Annotated in this window: 20 protein-coding genes and 1 pseudogene; 13 read left to right on the forward strand and 8 right to left on the reverse strand. The window is 72.7% G+C overall.

Features of this window, described 5'->3' with window-relative positions:
- The first annotated feature begins 144 nt into the window (after positions 1 to 144).
- Positions 145 to 903, forward strand: a complete 759-nt coding sequence (locus KV557_RS29100; RefSeq protein ID WP_218204508.1) for a GntR family transcriptional regulator — start codon at positions 145 to 147, stop codon at positions 901 to 903.
- A gap of 355 nt (positions 904 to 1,258) precedes the next feature.
- Here KV557_RS29100 and KV557_RS29110 read toward each other — a convergent pair whose 3' ends face one another.
- Positions 1,259 to 2,926 carry a fumarate hydratase gene (locus KV557_RS29110; protein ID WP_218204509.1) on the reverse strand — a complete coding sequence of 556 codons (1,668 nt, stop codon included), beginning with the start codon at positions 2,924 to 2,926 and terminating at the stop codon, positions 1,259 to 1,261.
- Positions 2,927 to 3,071: 145 nt separating this feature from the next.
- On the opposite strand from KV557_RS29110, the gene KV557_RS29115 reads away from it, so the two are divergent.
- Both KV557_RS29115 and KV557_RS29120 read left to right on the forward strand, forming a co-directional pair.
- On the forward strand, positions 3,072 to 3,845 hold the full coding sequence (locus KV557_RS29115; protein WP_308130131.1) for a DUF1707 SHOCT-like domain-containing protein: 774 nt from the start codon (positions 3,072 to 3,074) through the stop codon (positions 3,843 to 3,845).
- 322 nt (positions 3,846 to 4,167) lie between these two features.
- Positions 4,168 to 4,605 carry a WhiB family transcriptional regulator gene (locus tag KV557_RS29120; RefSeq protein WP_308130132.1) on the forward strand — a complete coding sequence of 146 codons (438 nt, stop codon included), beginning with the start codon at positions 4,168 to 4,170 and terminating at the stop codon, positions 4,603 to 4,605.
- Positions 4,606 to 4,702: 97 nt separating this feature from the next.
- On the opposite strand, the gene glpX is transcribed toward KV557_RS29120, so the two are convergent.
- Positions 4,703 to 5,743, reverse strand: a complete 1,041-nt coding sequence (gene glpX / locus KV557_RS29125; protein WP_218204510.1) for a class II fructose-bisphosphatase — start codon at positions 5,741 to 5,743, stop codon at positions 4,703 to 4,705.
- Positions 5,744 to 5,970: 227 nt separating this feature from the next.
- On the opposite strand from glpX, the gene KV557_RS29130 reads away from it, so the two are divergent.
- Positions 5,971 to 6,507 (forward strand): DUF4245 domain-containing protein, encoded by a 537-nt coding sequence (locus tag KV557_RS29130; RefSeq protein WP_308130133.1) that lies wholly within the window; start codon positions 5,971 to 5,973, stop codon positions 6,505 to 6,507.
- Positions 6,508 to 6,613: 106 nt separating this feature from the next.
- On the opposite strand, the gene KV557_RS29135 is transcribed toward KV557_RS29130, so the two are convergent.
- Entirely contained in the window at positions 6,614 to 7,216 is a 603-nt protein-coding gene (locus tag KV557_RS29135; RefSeq protein WP_218204511.1) for a malonic semialdehyde reductase, read from the reverse strand.
- Between the two features lie 127 nt (positions 7,217 to 7,343).
- The gene (locus KV557_RS29140; RefSeq protein ID WP_218204512.1) at positions 7,344 to 7,601 is read right to left on the reverse strand and encodes an exodeoxyribonuclease VII small subunit; all 258 of its coding nucleotides are present in this window, start codon (positions 7,599 to 7,601) and stop codon (positions 7,344 to 7,346) included.
- Positions 7,602 to 7,693: 92 nt separating this feature from the next.
- Between KV557_RS29140 and KV557_RS29145 the strand changes: the two genes are divergently transcribed.
- A complete protein-coding gene (locus tag KV557_RS29145) occupies positions 7,694 to 8,182 on the forward strand; it encodes a GNAT family N-acetyltransferase (protein ID WP_218204513.1) in 489 nt (162 codons plus the stop codon).
- On the opposite strand, the gene xseA is transcribed toward KV557_RS29145, so the two are convergent.
- Both xseA and KV557_RS29155 read right to left on the reverse strand, forming a co-directional pair.
- On the reverse strand, positions 8,179 to 9,417 hold the full coding sequence (gene xseA / locus KV557_RS29150; protein ID WP_218204514.1) for an exodeoxyribonuclease VII large subunit: 1,239 nt from the start codon (positions 9,415 to 9,417) through the stop codon (positions 8,179 to 8,181). The two genes, KV557_RS29145 and xseA, sit on opposite strands and share 4 nt — an antisense overlap.
- Before the next feature lie 10 nt (positions 9,418 to 9,427).
- Positions 9,428 to 10,840 carry an APC family permease gene (locus KV557_RS29155; RefSeq protein WP_218204515.1) on the reverse strand — a complete coding sequence of 471 codons (1,413 nt, stop codon included), beginning with the start codon at positions 10,838 to 10,840 and terminating at the stop codon, positions 9,428 to 9,430.
- 109 nt (positions 10,841 to 10,949) lie between these two features.
- Between KV557_RS29155 and KV557_RS29160 the strand changes: the two genes are divergently transcribed.
- Both KV557_RS29160 and ppgK read left to right on the forward strand, forming a co-directional pair.
- Positions 10,950 to 11,924, forward strand: coding sequence for a 4-hydroxy-3-methylbut-2-enyl diphosphate reductase (locus tag KV557_RS29160; RefSeq protein ID WP_218204516.1), 975 nt, complete (start codon positions 10,950 to 10,952; stop codon positions 11,922 to 11,924).
- A 131-nt stretch (positions 11,925 to 12,055) separates the two neighbouring features.
- The gene (ppgK, locus tag KV557_RS29165; RefSeq protein WP_218204517.1) at positions 12,056 to 12,802 is read left to right on the forward strand and encodes a polyphosphate--glucose phosphotransferase; all 747 of its coding nucleotides are present in this window, start codon (positions 12,056 to 12,058) and stop codon (positions 12,800 to 12,802) included.
- Positions 12,803 to 12,830: 28 nt separating this feature from the next.
- Here the strand turns inward: ppgK and KV557_RS29170 are convergent, their stop codons facing one another.
- Positions 12,831 to 13,472: a DUF6542 domain-containing protein gene (locus KV557_RS29170; RefSeq protein WP_218204518.1), complete on the reverse strand. Its 642-nt coding sequence runs from the start codon at positions 13,470 to 13,472 to the stop codon at positions 12,831 to 12,833.
- Between the two features lie 139 nt (positions 13,473 to 13,611).
- On the opposite strand from KV557_RS29170, the gene KV557_RS29175 reads away from it, so the two are divergent.
- Both KV557_RS29175 and ychF read left to right on the forward strand, forming a co-directional pair.
- Positions 13,612 to 14,004 carry a glyoxalase gene (locus tag KV557_RS29175; RefSeq protein ID WP_218204519.1) on the forward strand — a complete coding sequence of 131 codons (393 nt, stop codon included), beginning with the start codon at positions 13,612 to 13,614 and terminating at the stop codon, positions 14,002 to 14,004.
- Between the two features lie 75 nt (positions 14,005 to 14,079).
- Entirely contained in the window at positions 14,080 to 15,153 is a 1,074-nt protein-coding gene (ychF, locus tag KV557_RS29180) for a redox-regulated ATPase YchF (protein ID WP_218204520.1), read from the forward strand.
- Positions 15,154 to 15,246: 93 nt separating this feature from the next.
- Here the strand turns inward: ychF and KV557_RS43135 are convergent.
- A pseudogene (locus KV557_RS43135) lies at positions 15,247 to 16,376 on the reverse strand (dihydrofolate reductase family protein).
- Between the two features lie 157 nt (positions 16,377 to 16,533).
- Here KV557_RS43135 and KV557_RS29195 point away from each other — a divergent pair.
- The 4 genes from KV557_RS29195 to KV557_RS29210 all read left to right on the forward strand — a co-directional run bounded on the left by KV557_RS29195 (position 16,534) and on the right by KV557_RS29210 (position 19,591).
- Complete coding sequence (locus KV557_RS29195; RefSeq protein ID WP_218204523.1) at positions 16,534 to 17,352, forward strand: methyltransferase domain-containing protein; 819 nt, start codon at positions 16,534 to 16,536, stop codon at positions 17,350 to 17,352.
- Between the two features lie 162 nt (positions 17,353 to 17,514).
- A complete protein-coding gene (locus tag KV557_RS29200; RefSeq protein ID WP_218204524.1) occupies positions 17,515 to 18,882 on the forward strand; it encodes a DUF4190 domain-containing protein in 1,368 nt (455 codons plus the stop codon).
- A 117-nt stretch (positions 18,883 to 18,999) separates the two neighbouring features.
- Positions 19,000 to 19,152, forward strand: a complete 153-nt coding sequence (locus KV557_RS29205; protein ID WP_218204525.1) for a hypothetical protein — start codon at positions 19,000 to 19,002, stop codon at positions 19,150 to 19,152.
- A 10-nt stretch (positions 19,153 to 19,162) separates the two neighbouring features.
- Complete coding sequence (locus tag KV557_RS29210; protein ID WP_218204526.1) at positions 19,163 to 19,591, forward strand: NUDIX domain-containing protein; 429 nt, start codon at positions 19,163 to 19,165, stop codon at positions 19,589 to 19,591.
- Positions 19,592 to 19,902 lie beyond the last annotated feature (311 nt).

The raw sequence follows: 19,902 nt of genomic DNA on the forward strand, positions 1-19,902 counted from the left end.
TCGCTGTCCGTGCACCGGTGGTGATGCTCGGCGACTACCCAGCATCTCTAGAGAAGCTAATATCTCTAGAGATGTCAACGGTCGTATCTGCTTACCGGCGACCGCGGGCGCGCCTACGATTTCCGCGAGGGAGAGGAAGCGGTGATGACCGGCAGCAGTGGCGACAAGCAGCCCAAGTACCAGCGGATCGCCGACTCGCTCAGGGCGGCCATCGACGCCGGCGAGTACCGGGCGGGCGACCGGCTGCCGGGCGAGAACGACCTCATGGACGAGTACGGCGTGGCCCGGATGACGGCCCGCCAGGCGCTCGGGGTGCTGCAGAGCGAGGGCATCGCGGAGGCGCGCCGCGGCGCGGGGGTGTTCGTGCGGGACTTCCGGCCGCTGCGGCGGCGCGGGATCCAGCGGCTCGCGCAGGGGCAGTGGGGGTCGGGCCGGTCGATATGGTCCGCGGACATCGACAAGCGCACGCTGGTCGTCGACCAGGTCTCGGTCACCCAGCAGGGCGCGCCCGACCACGTGGCCCGGGTGCTGGGAGTCGACCCGGGGGCGCCGATGTGCGTACGGCACCGCCGCTTCGTGCTGGACGGCAAGCCGGTGCTGCTGTCCACCTCGTACCTGCCGGCCGGCCTCGTCGCCGGCACCGCGATCACCCGCGAGGACACCGGCCCGGGCGGCACCTACGCGCGCCTGGCGGAGATCGGCGCGAAGCCCGTCCACTTCCGCGAGGAGGTGCGCTCGCGCATGCCGAGCGCCGAGGAGGGCACCCGCCTGGAACTGTCCGCCGGCACCCCGGTCATCCTGATCTGCCGCACCGCCTTCGCCGACGAGGGCCAGGTCGTCGAGCTGAACGAGATGATCCTCGACGCCGCCTCCTACGTCCTGGAGTATGACTTCGACGCCTGAGGACGGCTGTGTCAGCCCGCCGGGTGACGGATGTTCTGCTCGCGCAGTTCGCTGACGACCCGGGCGACGGTGGCGAAGGCGTCGTCCAGGTGGAGGACGGTCATGTCGTTGTGGACGGCTGTACCGGCAACCAGCAGGTCAACCACCCCGGCGGCCCGGTGCTGGCCCTTCTGCGTCAGCTTGTACTGTGCGGTGTCGATCCACTCCCAGACCGACTTCGGAACGCCGAGAGCCGGGCCGAACAGGTCGCTCAGGTCTGCTTGTTGCTACCTGACAACAAATCTGTCGGCCGGATCAACGCACACCGCCCCGGTCGCAGAGTGCGGCCGGGGCGGGGGGAGAGCCGAAAGAAGGGCTACTCCTTCGAGCGCACCCGCAGGTTGGTGATCAGCGGGCCCTCGGTGGTCTCGCGGAAGAAGTCGTTGCCCTTGTCGTCGACGACGATGAAGGCCGGGAAGTCCTCGACCTCGATGCGCCAGACGGCCTCCATGCCGAGCTCGGCGTACTCCAGGACCTCGACCTTCTTGATGCAGTCCTGGGCGAGCCGGGCGGCCGGGCCGCCGATGGAGCCGAGGTAGAAGCCGCCGTGCGCGGCGCAGGCGTCGGTGACCTGCTTGCTGCGGTTGCCCTTGGCGAGCATGACCATCGAGCCGCCGGCGGCCTGGAACTGGTCGACGTAGGAGTCCATCCGGCCGGCCGTGGTGGGGCCGAAGGAGCCGGAGGCGTAGCCCTCGGGGGTCTTGGCCGGGCCGGCGTAGTAGACCGGGTGGTCCTGGAGGTACTTGGGCATGCCCTCGCCGGCGTCCAGGCGCTCCTTGATCTTGGCGTGCGCGATGTCGCGGGCGACGACGAGCGTGCCGGTGAGCGAGAGCCGGGTCTTCACCGGGTACTTGGAGAGCTCGGCGCGGATGGCGGACATCGGCTGGTTGAGGTCGACGCGCACCACGTCGTCGTCGAGGTGTTCGTCGGTGGTGTCCGGCAGGTACTTGGCCGGGTCGGTCTCCAGCTGCTCCAGGAAGACGCCCTCGGCGGTGATCTTGCCGAGCGCCTGGCGGTCGGCGGAGCAGGAGACGGCCATGGCGACCGGCAGCGAGGCGCCGTGGCGCGGCAGGCGGACGACGCGCACGTCGTGGCAGAAGTACTTGCCGCCGAACTGGGCGCCGATGCCGATCTTCTGGGTCAGCTCGGTGACCTTGGCCTCCAGCTCCAGGTCGCGGAAGCCGTGGCCGGTCTTCGCGTTGCCGGAGGTCGGCAGGTTGTCCAGGTAGTGCGCCGAGGCGTACTTGGCGGTCTTGAGCGCGAACTCGGCGCTGGTGCCGCCGATCACGATGGCCAGGTGGTACGGCGGGCAGGCGGCGGTGCCGAGCGAGCGGATCTTCTGCTCCAGGAACGAGAGCATGCTCGCCTCGTTCAGGATGGCCTTGGTCTCCTGGTACAGGTACGACTTGTTGGCGGAGCCGCCGCCCTTGGCCATGAACAGGAACTTGTACGCGTCGCCGTCGGTCGCGTAGAGCTCGATCTGGGCCGGCAGGTTGTTGCCGGTGTTCTTCTCGTCCCACATGGTCACCGGGGCCATCTGGGAGTACCGCAGGTTGAGCTTGGTGTACGCGTCGTACACGCCGCGCGCGATGGCGGACTCGTCGGCGCCGGAGGTGAGCACGTTCTGGCCGCGCTTGCCCATGACGATCGCGGTGCCGGTGTCCTGGCACATCGGGAGGATGCCGCCGGCCGAGATGTTGACGTTCTTCAGGAGGTCGAGCGCGACGAAGCGGTCGTTGGGGCTGGCCTCCGGGTCGTCCAGGATGCGGCGCAGCTGGGCGAGGTGGGCGGGGCGCAGGTAGTGCGAGATGTCGTGCATCGCCTCGGCCGTGAGCAGCCGCAGCGCGTCGGGCTCGACCTGGAGGAAGGTGCGGCCGCCGGCCTCGAAGGTGGAGACGCCCTCGGAGGTGAGCTTGCGGTACGGGGTCGGGTCAGCGCCCAGGGGGAGCAGGTCGCTGTACTCGAAGTCTGGCGTGGGAGCCATGGGGGCGGTCCTTAGGTTTCCAGTGATCCGGCTGCGTCGGCGAAGCACCATCCAGGGTAGGACCCGGTGAAAGCGCTCATGCGGACAGGGCAGCCTGCGTGACCGGGCTCACTCGGGCGGCAGTACGAGCGACTAGGCTTGGCCCGTGGACAACTCGCCGCCGCAGGACGATCAGGGGCAGCCGCCCGTGCCGGCGCCCGTACCGATGACCAGGCCGGAGGCCGCACCCGAGCCCAGGCCGACCCCGACGCCCGCACAGGCGTCTGCGCACGCTCCGGTGGCGGAGGCCGAGTTGCGGGCCTCGGACGCCGACCGCGAGCGGGTCGCCGAGCTGCTGCGCGACGCCTACGCCGAGGGCCGGCTGGACGTCGACGAGCACGCCGAGCGGATCGAGGCCGCGTACGCCGCCAAGACCCTGGGCGACCTGGTGCCGCTCACCCGGGATCTGCCCAGTCACCGCCCGGTCTCGTTCGAGAAGCCGCCGGTGGACGCCTCGGCGCCGCGCCCGACGGGCCCGGTGCAACTGCCCGCCCGCGAGGAGGCGCCGTCGATCGTGGCGATCTTCGGCGGCGCGTCCCGCAAGGGCCGCTGGCGGGTCGGCTCGCACCTGAAGGTGGCCGCGGTGTTCGGCGGGGTGGAGATCGACCTGAGCGACGCGGTGTTCGAGTCGCCCGAGGTGGTCATCGACGTGCTGTCGCTGTTCGGCGGGGTCGAGATCCGGGTGCCGGAGAACGTCAGCCTGCACGGCGGCGGTGTCGGCATCTTCGGCGGCTTCGACGTCAAGGAGCAGACGGCGGCGGACCCGTACGCCCCGGTGGTCAGGGTCAAGGGCACCGCGATCTTCGGGGGTTGTGACGCCAAGCCACGCCGGGGCAAGAAGCTCAAGGAGTGGGTGCGCAAGCAACTCGGCGTCGACTGACGCCGATTGACCTGCAGAACACCTGCAGATCGACCTGCAGATCGACCTGCTGATCAACCGCCGATCGACCCGTCGCGTGCCCGGCCTTGGGGACAACTCCCGGCCGGGCACTCGGCGTTGTGGCGAGTGCACTGGGTAGTCGATTGCGTGCAGTGTGCATGAATCGCCGCCCGGCGGGGTAGTTCCTCTCGCACATCGCTTCTTGTGCGGCTGCGCACCGGGGGTGGCCGAGCGGCCGGTCCGGGGGTGGAAGAGCGGGGGCTCGCAGCCGGCCAGGGGAGCGAGCTTCCCCGTGTCCGAGAGTCTCGTCAGGAGTACGGCCGTGCTGCATCCGATCGAGTCCCGCACCACCTCGCCCGTCGCCGCCGCGCAGCTGTTGGAGCCCCGCCCCGACGGCCGCCCGCAGGGTTCCCCGGGGCCTCAGTGCCCGCAGGGCGGCCCGGGCTCCCCGGGCGAGGACAACCCCTGGCACACCGGCGCCGCGTGCCGGCGGGACGAGGTGGGGCTGTTCTTCGCGCCGTCCAAGGAGCCGACGGCGGCCCGGCTGTCGCGCGAGGAGCAGGCGAAGCAGGTGTGTGCCCGCTGCCCGGTGCTGCTGGAGTGCCGTGAGCACGCGCTGGCGCAGCCGGAGCCGTACGGCGTGTGGGGCGGGCTGACGGCCGCCGAGCGGCGGGTGGTGCTGGCCCGGCGCCGCCGCCGGGAGGGCGAGCTGCGCGAGGCCGCCCGGGTGACGACGGCCCAGCGGCGGATAGCGGGTTGAGGGCGGGCCGGAGACACCCGCCCACCGGACGCCGAACGCACCGCGGCCCCGGCGGAGGGGGATTCCGCCGGGGCCGCGAACTGCCCTGTTCCGGGCCTCAGTTGGCGCGGTCGAAGTCGATCGCGCTGTAGGCCCGCAGCTTCGACAGCTTGTGGGTCGAGTGGATCTCGCGGATGGTGCCGCTCTTGGAGCGCATCACCAGCGAGCTGGTGGTGGCGGTCTCCTGGCGGTAGTGCACGCCGCGCAGCAGCTCGCCGTCGGTGATGCCGGTGGCGACGAAGAACACGTTCTCGCCGCTGACCAGGTCGTCGGTGGTGAGCACCCGGTCCAGGTCGTGCCCGGCGTCGAGGGCCTTCTGCCGCTCGGCGTCGTCCTTGGGCCACAGTCGGCCCTGGATCACGCCGCCCATGCACTTCATTGCGCAGGCCGCGATGATGCCCTCGGGGGTGCCGCCGACGCCCATGAGCAGGTCGACGCCGGTGCCCTCGCGGGCCGCCATGATGGCGCCGGCCACGTCGCCGTCGGAGATGAACTTGATCCGGGCGCCGGCCTCGCGGATCTGGCGGACCAGGCCGTCGTGGCGCGGGCGGTCGAGGACGACCACGGTCACGTCCTCGACGGCGCTGCCCTTGGCCTTGGCGACCCGGCGGATGTTGACGGCCGGCGGGGCGGTGATGTCGACGAAGTCGGCGGCCTCCGGGCCGGCCACCAGCTTGTCCATGTAGAACACGGCGCTGGGGTCGAACATGGTGCCGCGGTCGGCGACGGCCAGCACCGCGACGGCGTTGTTCATGCCCTTGGCGGTGAGCGTGGTGCCGTCGACCGGGTCGACCGCGACATCGCACTCGGCGCCCGTGCCGTCGCCGACCCGCTCGCCGTTGTAGAGCATCGGGGCTTCGTCCTTCTCGCCCTCGCCGATGACGACAACGCCGTTCATCGAGACGGTGGAGACGAGAGTACGCATGGCCTTGACGGCTGCGCCGTCCGCGCCGTTCTTGTCGCCACGGCCGACCCACCGGCCGGCGGCCATGGCCGCCGCCTCGGTGACCCGGACGAGCTCGAGCGCGAGGTTCCGGTCGGGAGCCTCGGGCGCGACCTCCAGGGCGCTGGGAAGGTGGTGCGGGTACTGCGTGGTCATCGTCGTTACCTCTCTGTACGCGACGGCCAGTGAGCGCCCGACTACTGCCTGGTCGAACGCCGTGGTGAGGGTCCTGCGATCGTATCTGCCCGCGAGATGACTGTCTGTGGCGCGGGTCGCCACCCCCCGCCGGACCACCTGCCGGAAACCGCCGGTTCGTCCCGCTTCACCCGTACGTGGGCACCCCGGGTGACCGGTCCGGTTTGTGAATGAGTCACCATGTGGGGGTGGCAGGAGACAGCAAGGGCTTGAGAGGCCGGCAGACCGTACGGGACATGGTCCTGTCGATGCTGGCGGTCGGTGGCGTGGTCTGGATCGGGTACCTGTTCCTTCCGCACGATGCGGACAGCGTCCCGCCGCTGAAGGTCGAGTACCGGGTGGAGGCGGCCTCGGCGAAGCGCGCCGCGCCCTACCAGCTGCTCGCCCCGCAGGGCCTGTCCGACAAGTGGCGGGCCACCTCGGTCGGCTACCAGCCGGCCGCGCAGAGCAACGGCAAGGGCAACGCCTGGCACCTGGGCTTCGTCACGCCGTCCGGCCAGTACGCGGCGGTCGAGCAGAGCGACGTCCCGCGCGACGTGCTGCTGTCCGACAAGGTCGCGGGCGGCAGGCCGGACGGCACCTCGGACGTGGCCGGCCGGACCTGGGAGCGGGTGCAGGGCGACAAGGCCCGCGCGCTGACCGTGCAGGACGGCGTCGGCACCACCCTGCTGACCGGCACCGCCTCCTACGACGAGCTGGCCGAGCTGGCGCAGGCGCTCAAGTAGCTCCCGAGCGCGGACGCTCCGGAAGGCGACTCCCGACAGCAACTCCCGAAAGCACACGAAAGGGCCCGCACCGGACTTGGGTGCGGGCCCTTTCGCGCGGGCTGCGTCAGACCGTGGTGACGACCTGGTCGTACTCCAGGCGCGGCGAACGCGGGAACCAGGCGTCCTCACCCGGCTTGCCGATGTTGACCACGGCCAGCACCGAGTGCTCGCCGTCGCCGAAGAACTCCTTGTTGATGCCCTCGGCGTCGTAGCCGGTCATCGGGCCGGCGGCCAGGCCGGCGGCGCGCACGCCGATGATGAAGTAGGCGGCCTGCAGCGAGCCGTTCAGCTTGGCGGACTGCTCGCGGACGGCGCGCTCCGAGAAGAACACGTCCTTCGCCTGCGGGAAGTGCGGGAACTGGGTCGGCAGCTCCTCGTGGAACTCGTTGTCCACGGCCAGGACGGCGACCAGCGGGGCGGCGGCGGTCTTGGCCTTGTTGCCGTCGGCCAGGTGCTGGACTAGGCGCTCGCGGCCCTCGGCCGAGCGGACCAGGACGACGCGCAGCGGCTGCTGGTTGAACGCGGTCGGGCCGTACTTGACCAGGTCGTAGATGGCCTGGACCTGCTCCTCGGTGACCGGCTCGTCGGTGAAGGTGTTCGCGGTGCGGGCCTCACGGAACAGCAGGTCCTGAGCGGCGGCGTCGAGTACCAGGGCGTCGGTGGTCATGCTTGTCTGCACCTCATGCGGGAGGGGTTCGTCGGTATGACCGGCCGCGGCCGATCACCTGTTCCAACATGGGTGAACTTTCAACGATTCCCCGCAGATCATGTGACCTGCGTCACTCGCGCCTGTGTCACTCGCCGCTCTCGGACTCCTCCTCGGCGGCCAGCGCGGCGTCCAGCCGGGCGCGGGCGCCGTCCAGCCAGCGCTGGCAGACCTTCGCCAGCTGCTCGCCGCGCTCCCAGAGCGCCAGCGACTCCTCCAGCGACGTGCCCCCGTTCTCCAGCTGCCGGACGACCTCCAGCAGCGCGTCCCGGGCGTGCTCGTAGCCCAGCGCGTCGTCCGGGGTCTGCGGCGCCGCGTGCCGCTCCTGCTCCTGCTGCTCTGCCATGTGAGCCAGCGTAGGGGCTGGCACCGACAGAACGGCCGCAGCGGGGTGAAATCGGATGCACCCGCCCCGCCTCCGCCGCTAGCCTCCGCCGCATGATCGAGGTCCGACCCGCCGTCCCGGCCGACGCCCCCGAGCTCGTCCGGCTGCGCAACCTGATGTTCGAGGCGATGCCCGGCACGGCCGCCCTGGCCGGGCCCGGGCCCTGGCAGGCCACCGCCGAGCAGATCCTGCGCGAGCGCCTCGCCGTCCCGGCCGAGGCGCTGACGATGCCGTCCTTCGTCATCGACGACGCGGAGCGGCCCGGCCGGCTCGCCGCCTGCGCCGTCGGCACCTTCGAACAGCGGCTGCCCGCGCCGGGCAATCCGGACGGCCGGTTCGGCTTCGTCTTCAACATCTGCACCGACCCCGGCCACCGGCTGCGCGGCTACGCCCGGGCCTGCACCGAGGCGCTGCTTGCCTGGTTCGACACCCGCCGGGTCGGCCGGATCGACCTGCACGCCAGCAGCGGCGGCGAGCAGCTCTACCGCAGCCTCGGCTTCGGCGAGCACTCCGTCGCGCTCTCCCGGCAGCGCTCGTACTAGGGCGTGTCTGGTCCCGCCCAGTCCCGGGATTCGTCCACGGTGACGCCGAAGCCGCCGCCCGCCACCCGGGCGTGCAGCCCCTCCCCGGCCGCGACCTGCGCCGGGTCCGTCACCACCGTGCCGTCGGCCCGCTGGAGCACCGCGTAGCCGCGCTCCAGGGTGGCCGCCGGGGAGAGCGCGACCACCCGGGCCAGCGTGTGCCCGAGGTCGCTCTGCGCGTGGTCGAGCCGGTGCCGCAGGGTGCGGCGGGCCCGGTCCAGCAGCCCGTCCACCTCCTGGCCGCGCCCGTCCAGCATCCGGTGCGGCGCGGCCAGCACCGGGCGGCTGCGCATGCCGTCCAGCCCGTGCTGCTCGCGCTCGACCCGGCCGAGGACGTACCTCCGGGCCCGGTCCCGCAGGTGGCGGACCTTGGCCAGCTCCTCGCCGACGTCCGGAACCACCCGTTTGGCGGCATCGGTCGGGGTGGACGCGCGCAGGTCGGCGACGAAGTCCAGCAGCGGCTGGTCCGGCTCGTGCCCGATCGCGCTGACCACCGGGGTGCGGGCCGCCGCGACCAGCCGCACCAGCCCCTCGTCCGAGAACGGCAGCAGGTCCTCGACGCTGCCGCCGCCCCGGGCCACGATGATCACGTCCACCTCGGGGTGCTCGTCCAGCTCCCGGACGGCCGCACTCACCCGCTCCACCGCGCTGACGCCCTGCACCGGCACGTTCCGCACCTCGAAGCGGACGGCCGGCCAGCGCCGCCGGGCGTTCTCCAGGACGTCCCGCTCGGCCGCCGAGCCGCGCCCGGTGACCAGCCCGATGCACTGCGGCAGGAACGGCAGCGGCCTCTTCCGCTCGGCCGCGAACAGGCCCTCCCCGGCGAGCCGCCGCTTCAGCTGCTCCAGCCGGGCCAGCAGCTCGCCCAGCCCGACCGGCCGGATCTCCGAGGCCCGCAGCGACAGCTGCCCGCGCGCCGCGTACCACTCCGGCTTGGCGTGCACGACGACCCGCGCGCCCTCCTGCACCACGTCCGCGACCTGGTCGAACACCGAGCGGAAGCAGGTCACCGTGAGCGACACGTCGGCCTGCGGGTCGCGCAGGGTCAGGAACACCACGCCCGCCCCGGGCCGCCGGCTGAGCTGGGTGATCTGCCCCTCCACCCACACCGCGCCGAGCCGGTCGATCCAGCCGCCGATCAGCGCGGAGACCTTGCCGACCGGGAGCGGTGCTTCGGGGGAGCTGGTGTTGGCCATGCGTACGAGGCTAGCGGCGCTTGCCGACACCGGGGCCGCCCGTGCCGGCGGAACCCTGGACGCCGAGCACCACCAGCCCGACGGCCAGCCAGAGCAGCCCGACGATCTGCGCCGTCGTCGAGGCTTCGTATACCACCGCCCCGATCACCGCGATCCCCAGCACCGGCACCACCACATGCCGCAGCCGGTCCCGCGAGCCGTGCCTCACCGTGTACCAGCCGATCACCGAGGCGTGCAGCAGCGCGAAGGCGGTCAGCGCGCCCACGTTCACCACCGAGGTCAGCTGGTCCAGCCCGTCGTCCCGGTTGGCCGCCCAGGCCGCCGCGGCCAGCGTGATCACCGCCGCCACCAGCAGCGCCCGGCGCGGCACCGCCGAGGCCGGGTCGACCGAGCCGAGGAAGCGCGGCAGCCGCCCCTCCCGACCCATCGCGAAGACCAGCCGCCCCGCCGCGGCCTGCCCGGCCAGCGCCGCGAAGGCCGCGCCGATCGCCTTGCCGGCCGCCACCAGCACGTGCAGCCAGTGCCCGACGCCGCTCTCCACGGTGTCGTAGAACGCTGAGCCCTGCGCCACCGGGTCGGCCGCCAGTTGCTGCGGAGTCATCGGCTCCAGCAGCGCGGCCAGGTACGTCTGGGCGACGAACAGCACCCCGGCCAGCGCCAGGCACCACAGCACCGCCCGCGCCACCGCCGCCGAGGCACCGACCGCCTCCTCGACGAAGGTGGCGATCGCGTCGAAGCCCAGGTAGGACAGCACCGCGACGGACACCGCCGAGATCACCGCGGTCAGCGAGAAGGCGCCCACGGCGGTGAACGGGGTGTCCCAGCCGCGCCGGGCGCCGTCCTGGACCAGCGCCACCACGGCCGCGACCACGAAGACCGCCAGCACCGCGATCTCCATCGCGAGCACCGCGAAGCCGACCACGGCCGCCGTCCGGACCCCGATCAGGTTGAGCGCGGTGGTCACCACGACCGCGAGCGCCGTCCACACCCAGCGCGAGACGCCCGGCACCAGCGAGTGCAGCGCGATCCCGGAGAACAGGTAGGCCACGGCCGGGATCAGCAGGTAGTCGAGCATTGCCATCCACCCGGCGATGAACCCCGGACCCTCGCCCAGCCCGGCCCGCGCGTACGCGAACACCGACCCGGTCTGCGGCACGGCGCGCACCATCTGGGCGTACGAGAGGGCGGTGAAGCCCATCGCGACGGTCGCGGCCAGGTACACCGCGGCGACCGCGCCGTGGCTCTTGGCGTCCAGCACCCCGAACACCCCGACCGGGGCCATCGGGGCGATGAACAGCAGCCCGTAGACCATCAGGTCCCGGACGCCCAGGCTGCGCCGCAGGCCGCCCTGGTCGCCCTGGTCGCCCTGGTCGCCCCGACCGCTCTGGCCGCCCTGACCGACCTGCGTCACGTGCTCGCTCATAAGCACCACATTTGAGCATTGCCGACCGGGCGTGTCCGGAATGTTCCACCCGTCGGCGCGGCTCCCCGCCGCGGGCGGCGCGGCTCCTCGCCGCCCGTACGATGGAGCCATGTCCAACACCGCGCAGCGCCGTGTCCTGCTCGCCGCCCCCCGGGGCTACTGCGCGGGTGTCGACCGCGCCGTGATCGCCGTGGAGAAGGCCCTGGAGCAGTACGGGGCGCCCATCTACGTCCGCAAGCAGATCGTCCACAACAAGTACGTGGTGCAGACCCTGGAGAAGAAGGGCGCGATCTTCGTCGACGAGACGGAAGAGGTGCCCGAGGGCTCGATCGTCGTCTTCTCCGCGCACGGCGTCGCGCCGTCCGTCCACGACGAGGCCACGGCCGGCAAGCTCGCCACCATCGACGCCACCTGCCCGCTGGTCACCAAGGTGCACAAGGAGGCTGTCCGCTTCGCCGACGAGGGCTTCGACATCCTGCTGGTGGGCCACGAGGGCCACGAGGAGGTCATCGGCACGATGGGCGAGGCCCCGGACCGGATCCACCTGGTGGACGGCGCCGAGGACGTGGCCAACGTGCAGGTCAGGGACGAGTCCAAGGTCGTCTGGCTGTCCCAGACCACCCTCTCGGTGGACGAGACCATGGCCACCGTAGGCGAGCTGAAGAACCGCTTCCCGCTGCTGGTCAGCCCGCCCAGCGACGACATCTGCTACGCGACCCAGAACCGTCAGGTCGCCGTCAAGCAGCTGGCCCCCGAGACCGACCTGCTGATCGTGGTCGGCTCCAAGAACTCCTCCAACTCGGTCCGCCTGGTCGAGGTCGGCCTGGAGTACGGCGCCAAGGCCGCCCACCTGGTGGACTTCGCCGAGGAGATCCAGGAGGCCTGGCTGGAGGGCGTCACCACGGTCGGCCTGACCAGCGGCGCCTCGGTGCCGGAGATCCTGGTCGACGGCGTGCTGGAGTGGCTGGCCGCGCGCGGCTACGAGACGGTCGAGACCGTCAAGACCGCCGAGGAGCACCTGACCTTCTCGCTCCCCAAGGAGCTGCGCCGCGACCTGCGCGCCGAGGCCGCGGGCAAGCTGTAACGCCTCTCCGGAGAACCCGGTACCCGTCACGGGTGCCGGGTTTTCCGCTGTGCGCGCCCGCGCGGGCTCTCGTAGTTTTGTGCACAGGCTGTGGACAAGCAGTCCACGGTTTCCGGCGGAGGGCGGATGTGATGACGGCGGTATTCGGTGTGGACATCGGCGGTTCGGGCATCAAGGGCGCCCCCGTCGACCTGGGCCGGGGCGCGCTGGCCGAGGAGCGCTACAAGGTGCTCACCCCGCAGCCGTCCGCCCCCGAGGCCGTGGTCGCCGCCGTCCGGGAGGTGGTCCGCCACTTCGGCCACCAGGGCCCGGTCGGGCTGACCTTCCCCGGCGTGGTGGTGCGCGGCCGGACCAGAACCGCGGCCAATGTGGACAAGGGCTGGATCGGCCTGGACGCCGAGGGCCTGTTCCGCGAGGCGCTGGACCTGCCCGCGACCGTCCTCAACGACGCCGACGCGGCTGGCCTCGCCGAGACCGCGCACGGCGCCGGCCGCGAGCAGCCCGGCGTGGTGCTGGTGCTCACCTTCGGCACCGGCATCGGCAGCGCGCTCTTCGTGGACGGCACGCTGGTGCCCAACACCGAGCTGGGCCACCTGGAACTCCACGGCAAGGACGCCGAGCGCAGGGCCTCCTCGGCCGCCAAGGACCGGCACGGGCTGAACTGGGAGCAGTGGGCCGGGCGGGTCGACGAGTACCTGGACCTGGTGGAGATGCTGTTCTCGCCGCAGCTGATCGTGATCGGCGGCGGGGTGAGCCGCAGGCACGACAAGTTCCTGCCACTGCTGCGTGAGCGCGAGGCCCGGGTCGTCCCGGCGGAGCTGCGCAACGACGCGGGCATCGTCGGCGCCGCCATGGCCGCAGCCCGGGCGGCGGGCTGACGTCCGGCGCTGACGCGGCCGCCCGGCGTCAGCGCGAGCGCTGGATCCGGCGCTGGGCGACGAACCGGGCGAGGACGATCAGCGCGGCCAGGCCGGTGCCGGAGAAGAGCCAGCCGGCCCGCAGCGCAAGCCCGGTCGCCAGCGCCACCACCTGGGCGGTGACGCCCGAGGAGCTCACCGGCGCGAGCAGCAGCAGCGCCAGGGCGAAGGCGATCGGCCCGCTGATCGGCGCGGCCAGCAGGTCGACGTAGCGCACCCGGACGGCCAGCTGGAAGCAGACCACCAGGTAGCCGGCGCCGAACAGCCAACCGAGGCCGTTGAACAGCAGCCGGTCCAGGCCGGCCACCGCAAGGGTGGCCAGCACCGCGACCACGCCGGTGCCGACGGCGGTCAGCCGGGTCGGGCGGCCGGTCCGGCGCCGCCCGTACAGCTGGGCGTCGCCGCGGCCGTGCAGCGGCAGGCGCAGCCGCAGCCTGGGGGTGGCCGGACGGGCGGCGGGCGGCGGCCCGGCCACGGGGCGCAGCCGGGGGGCGGCGGGGGCCCCGGCGGTCTCGGGGGCCCGCCCGGGCCCGGGGACGGCGGCGGCCTTGCCGTTCGGCGGACGGCGTCTGGGCCCTGGCGGCTGGGTACGGATGCTCTGCTCCACCCGCCCAACGTACGGTCCGATCATCGCCACACTGTGTAATGGACCGTTCAGGCCTTGTCCCGTGTCTCCGGACGGAGTACTGATGTGATCGTCGCTCAGGTGGGCTGACCTGTCCGGTTGATGCGACGCACCGTGATCATCCGATCTGCCCACGGGGAGCACCATGACCGCCGACTTCACCTTCGAACGGCTCCACCACGTCCAGCTCGACATCCCGGCCGGCGCCGAGGACGAGTGCCGCGCCTTCTGGGGTGGCGTCCTCGGGATGACGGAGCTGGCGAAGCCGCCGGTGCTCGCCGCCCGCGGCGGCTGCTGGTTCCGCGGCGGCGGCCTGGAGGTCCACCTCGGCGTCACGCCGGACTTCCGCCCGTCCCGCAAGGGGCACCCGGGCATCCAGGTGGGCGCGCTGGACGCGCTGGCCGAGCGGCTGGCCGCGCACGGCCACGAGGTCGTCTGGGACGACAACCTGCCCGGTCACCGCCGCTTCCACTCCAGCGACCGGCTGGGCAACCGGCTGGAGTTCCTGGAGCCCCTGCCGGTGGCGACCGAGGCGTGAGGAGCTGCCCGTAGACTTGGGGGTCGGCCCGTACGGTGCCGACCCAACTCCTCCAAGCCCACGGGACTGCGCTTCATGTCGCTCACGATCGGAATCGTCGGCCTGCCGAACGTCGGCAAGTCGACCCTGTTCAACGCCCTGACCAAGAACGACGTGCTGGCGGCCAACTACCCGTTCGCCACCATCGAGCCGAACGTCGGCGTCGTCGGAGTCCCGGACGCGCGGCTGGCCAAGCTTGCCGAGATCTTCGGCTCGCAGCGCATCCTCCCGGCCACCGTCGACTTCGTCGACATCGCCGGCATCGTGCGCGGCGCCAGCGAGGGCGAGGGCCTGGGCAACAAGTTCCTCGCCAACATCCGCGAGTCGGACGCGATCTGCCAGGTCGTGCGCGCCTTCACGGACCCTGACGTGGTGCACGTGGACGGCAAGGTGTCGCCCAAGGACGACATCGAGACCATCCACACCGAGCTGATCCTGGCCGACCTCCAGACCGTCGAGAAGGTGCTCCCGCGGCTCCAGAAGGAGGCGCGCCTCAAGAAGGACACCGCCCCCGTGCTGGCCGCCGCCGAGGCCGCGCAGGCGATCCTGGAGACCGGCAAGACCCTCTTCGAGGCCGGCTTCGACACCACCCCGATCCGCGACCTCCACCTGCTGACCGCCAAGCCCTTCCTCTACGTCTTCAACGTGGACGAGGCCGAGCTGGCCGACGAGGACTTCAAGAACGCCCAGCGCGAGCTGGTCGCCCCGGCCGAGGCGATCTTCCTGAACGCCAAGATCGAGTCCGAGCTGATCGAGCTCGACGACGCCGAGGCCCTGGAGCTGCTCCAGTCCATGGGCCAGGAGGAGCCCGGCCTGGCCACCCTGGCCCGGGTCGGCTTCGACACCCTGGGCCTGCAGACCTACCTGACCGCCGGCCCCAAGGAAACCCGCGCCTGGACCATCAAGAAGGGCGCCACCGCCCCCGAGGCCGCCGGTGTGATCCACACCGACTTCCAGAAGGGCTTCATCAAGGCCGAGGTCATCTCCTTCGCCGACCTGGTCGCGACCGGCTCGATCGCCGAAGCCCGCGCCAAGGGCAAGGCCCGCATCGAGGGCAAGGAGTACATCATGCACGACGGCGACGTGGTGGAGTTCCGCTTCAACGTCTGATGCCCTGCCAGGCATGAGGAGGCCGCCCGACCCCCGTGTGGGGGGCGGGCGGCCTTCGGCGTTCCGGGCGTGCGGGAGGTCGGGTGGGGAGGGTCAGTCGAGCAGGTGGGCGTTGACCGCGCGGGCCTCGGCTGCCAGCTCCGGCAGCTCGACCACCTCGATCCCGGCTGCCTCCAGCAGGGCGGTGCCCTGGCAGTCGGTGACGAACAGGTCCGGCTCGCGCCAGGCCACCACCACCCGCGGCACGCCCGCCGCGATGATCAGCCGGGCGCACGGCACCGGGCGTGACGCGCGCCGGCCGCACGGCTCCAGCGAGCTGTAGACGGTTGCGCCGCGCAGCCGCGGGTCGCCGGCCGGGAGTTTGCCGAGTGCCGCCTCCTCGGCGTGGTTGTGGGCGTCGACCTCGCGGCTGTAGCCCTCCGCCAGCACCTCGCCGTCCGCGCCGACGATCACCGCGCCGACCGAGAAGGCCGTCTCGGACGGCGGGCACCGGCGGGAGAGTTCCACGGCCCGGCGCAGGTGGTCGAGATCGGTGGTCACGGGGCTGGCTCCTTCGGGGCGTACCTGAGCAGGACGACGTCGCCCACGGTACGTGCCTCCAGCAGCCGCATCCGCCGCGCCGGGCCGCCGGGGAAGGCGGCCGGGTGGACGAACCGCGGCGCCTCCGTCTGGCCGACCAGCAGCGGGGCCATGGCCAGCTGGAGCTCGTCCGCCAGGCCCTGGGCGAGGAACTGGGTGTGCACGCTGCCGCCGCCCTCGACCATCAGGCGGCGCACTCCGCGCGCGCCCAGGTCGTCCAGCACCGCGCCGAGGTCCACCGAGCCGCCGAGCGCGACCACGTCGGCCAGTCCGTCCAGCGCCGGGCGCAGCACCGCCGCGCCGGCGGCCGTGGTGTAGGCGAGCTTGCCGCCACCGGTGTGCCAGAACCGCAGCCCGGGGTCGAGTGTGCCGCTCGCGCTGAGCGTCACCTTCAGCGGGTACGCGGCGCGGCCGGCCGCGACCCGGGCGGCCCGGCGGGCGGGGTCGTTGACCAGCAGGCGCGGGTTGTCGGTGCGCAGGGTGTTGCCGCCGATCAGGATCGCGTCGGCGGCGGCGCGTTCCTCGTCGACCCGGTCGAAGTCGGCCGCGTTGGACAGCAGTAGGCGTTCGGGGGAGGCGTCGTCGAGGTGGCCGTCGAGCGACATGGCGGCGCTCAGCAGGACGAAGGGGCGCGGGCCTGGCATGGCGGGGACCGTTCTGTCGGGGGCGCCTCCACGGTACGGCGGGCGGCCGGGGAGGCGGTGTCGGGTGGTCGGAATGTGAGACGAATCTTCTCGCGATGCGGGACGTGGAGTAGCGTCGAAGGCGTCACGGGAAGCCGAACACGCCGGAGGGGATCTCATGACCGGACAGCAGCCTGCCGCCGTCTACACGCACGGCCACCAGGAGGCGGTGCTGCGCTCGCACCGCTCTCGCGGCGCCGCCGACTCGGCCGCCTACCTGGTGCCCGAACTGCGGTCCGGGCAGGCCCTGTTGGATGTCGGGTGCGGACCCGGCACGATCACCGCCGACCTGGCCGAACTGGTCGGCCCCGGCGGGCGCGTGGTGGCCGTGGACAGCTCCGCCGAGGTGCTGGAGCAGGCCGCCGCGCACGTCGCCGGGCGGGGCCTGTCCAACGTCGTCTTCGAGGTCGCGGACGTCCACCAACTGCAGTACGGGGACGGCGAGTTCGACGTGGTGCACGCCCATCAGGTGCTGCAGCACGTGGCCGATCCGGTGGCCGCGCTGCGCGAGATGCGCCGGGTCACCGCGCCCGGTGGCGTGGTCGCGGCCCGGGACGTCGACTTCGCATCGATGACCTGGTACCCCGAGGCGCCCGCGCTGGAGTGCTGGCTGGAGCTGTGCCGGCGGACCTCCCGGGCCAACGGCGGCGAGCCGGACGCCGGGCGGCGGTTGCTGTCCTGGGCCCGTGCGGCCGGGTTCACCGAGGTCACCGCCACCGCCACCGCGTGGACCTACGCGACGCCCGAGCGGCGCGCCTGGTGGGGCGGCATGTGGGCGGACCGGACGGTGGACTCCGCGCTCGCCCGTGCGGCGGTGGAGAAGGGCTTCGCGGACCGGGCGGAGCTGGAGCGGATCGCGGCCGGCTGGCGGGAGTGGAGCACTTCGGAGGACGGGTGGTTCTCGATGCTGCACGGGGAGGTCCTGGCCCGTGGTTGACGGGCCTGAACAGAGGCGGGCAGGCGTTCGGAAAGATCAGGTAAAGTCGCGCGACCGTTCATATCGGGCCCGTTCGGGTCCGAGCGGCCCGCCCGTGCGGCGGCCGTGCCGCTGAGTCGAACGCCGAACTGCTGCCCGTGTCCGCGGGCCGGGGGAGTCCACGTGTCCAAGCCCGATTCCGACGTGCCCGCTCCGGGGCCGGAGGCCGCCGAGCCCACGGACCGGGTCGACCTCCGGAAGTCGGATGCCCCGGCGACGGACAGGACGGAGGCGGCGGAGGCAACGGAGACGACGCCCGAGCCCGCCGACCCCTGGGCCGCCCCCGGCCCCGCCGCCCCGACGGCCGACCGGGTGCCCCCGTCCGCCGCGCTCCCGCCGCCGCCCCCGCCCGGGGAGTCTGTCGGCGGCTGGGCGTCGGTGCCGCCCGGCGCTTACTCCGGCTTCCAGTCCGGATACCCCTACCCCCCGGCGTCCAGGGAGACCAACGGCTTCGCCGTCGGCGCCATGGTGACCGGCCTGGTCTGCGCGTGGCCGGTCGCCTTCGTCCTCTCGATCATCGCGCTGGTCCAGATCGGGAAGCGCGGGGAGCGCGGCCGGGGCATGGCCGTGACCGGCCTGGTGTTCGGCGTGATCGGCCTGCTGCTCACCGGCCTCGGCGTCCTCGGCGGCGCCCTGGCCTCGGACGGTACCGACCGCACCGACCGCTTCGGACCGGCGCCCAAGGCCCCGGCCGGCTCGGTCCGCTGGTCCTCGCTCAAGTCCGGGGACTGCTACAACTCCCCGGACAGCGGCAGCCGGACCGACCCGAAGGGCGGCGACGAGACCCTTTACTGGGTGCGCAAGGTGCCCTGCTCCGCCCCGCACCACGGCGAGGTGGCCGGCACCGCCAGGATCCCGGCGAGCGACGGCCCGTCCTACCCGGGCGACACGGCGATCCGTGCGCGCGCTGCCGAACTGTGCCACCCGGTGCTCGACGAGTACGCCCTCGACCAGTGGGCGATCCCGGACGGCATGGACGAGGTCTACCTCTACCCGACCCGCGGCAACTGGAAGTCCGGCGAACGGTACGTCACCTGCGCCTTCGAGGACCCCGACGGCGAGCACCTGGGCACCGTCCGCACCGACCGCGGCAGCCTGAACTCCGCCCAGCTGACCTACCTGGAGGCCGTCCGCGGCTTCAACACCGCCTACGCGAACCGGCCCAAGGGTGAGGCCGACGCCGCTCCCTCCGAGTACGGGGCCTGGGCCCGGCAGATGGCCGCCGCCTCCCGGGGCGAGGCCGAGCAGCTGTCGAAGACGTCGACGGTCTGGCCGGACGGGGCCAAGCCGAAGGTCGCGGCGCTGGTCGCGGCCCAGCGGGAGGCGGCCGCCGCCTGGGACTCCGCCGCGAAGACGACCGACGCCACCGCGCTCGCGGGGGAGATCCGGCGGGCCGAGCAGCTGACGGCCAAGACCACCCCGCTGAGCGTCGAGGTGCGCAGCGAGCTCGGCCTCTCCACCGGCGAGCAGGTGCCCGACATCCGGGTGTGACCGGACGTCTTACCCGGCGTTAACCGGGCCCGTACCTGCCGGTAGCGAGCGGCCCGTAGTGTCCCGAGGACGTATCCCCGGCCCGACCCCCACGCAGGCCGGGGATACGCTCCCGCCATGGGCACCTTTCGGGTGATGCGGCAGGACGACAACGGCAACCGCTTCGTGGTCGCGCGAGGTCTCTCCCGGCCCGAGGCCGAGCGGCTGGCAGCCGAGTTCGAGGCCCGCGGGCACAAGCAGCTGTACTGGGTCGAGGCCGAGGACGCATAGGGTCGAGCCCATGAACGTCGAGGACCAGGCCGCCATCGGGACACCCGCCGCCACCCGGATCGTGGTCGGCGGCGCGCTCGTCCACGAGGGCCGGGTGCTGGCCGCGCGGCGCAGCGCGCCGGCCGTGGTGGCCGGGCGCTGGGAGTTCCCGGGCGGGAAGGCCGAGCCCGGCGAGACCGAGGCCCAGGCGCTGGAGCGGGAGCTGCTGGAGGAGCTGGGCGTCCGGGCGAAGGCGCTGGAGCGGTTGCCCGGCGCGTGGACCGTCCGGCCCGGCCTGGAGCTGCACTTCTGGGCCGCCGAGCTGCTCGACGGCGACCCGCGCCCGCTGGAGGACCACGACGAGCTGCGCTGGCTCGGCCCGGCCGAGCTGGACTCCGTCGACTGGATCGACCATGACCGGGACGTCCTGCCGCACATCGCCCGTCTCCTCCAAACCTGAGCGACCCTGAGTGCCCCTGAGCGTCAGGTGGGTCAAGACGCGCAAGGGTAGGTCAATCGGACAAGAGGACCCGGAAGCCGGGATAGCCTGGGTTCTGCTGGGTATGTCACTTTTCGGCACATTTCGTCACCATTGGTGAGCCGCCCCAGCCGGCGACGCCGATCACGACCAGAGCCGGAGGCCCCGTCGGTGTCGAATACCGGGAACGGCGGCGGGGGAGCACGGCGGACAGGCACCGCGGGAAGTGCCGCCGCCCGCGCCCGGCTGCGCCGCGGCGCCCGCCCGGCCGCCCCGCCGCCGCCGGCCGGCCG

Origin of the sequence: Kitasatospora aureofaciens (genome assembly GCF_019192735.1) — a bacterium.
GTDB lineage: Bacteria > Actinomycetota > Actinomycetes > Streptomycetales > Streptomycetaceae > Kitasatospora > Kitasatospora aureofaciens_A.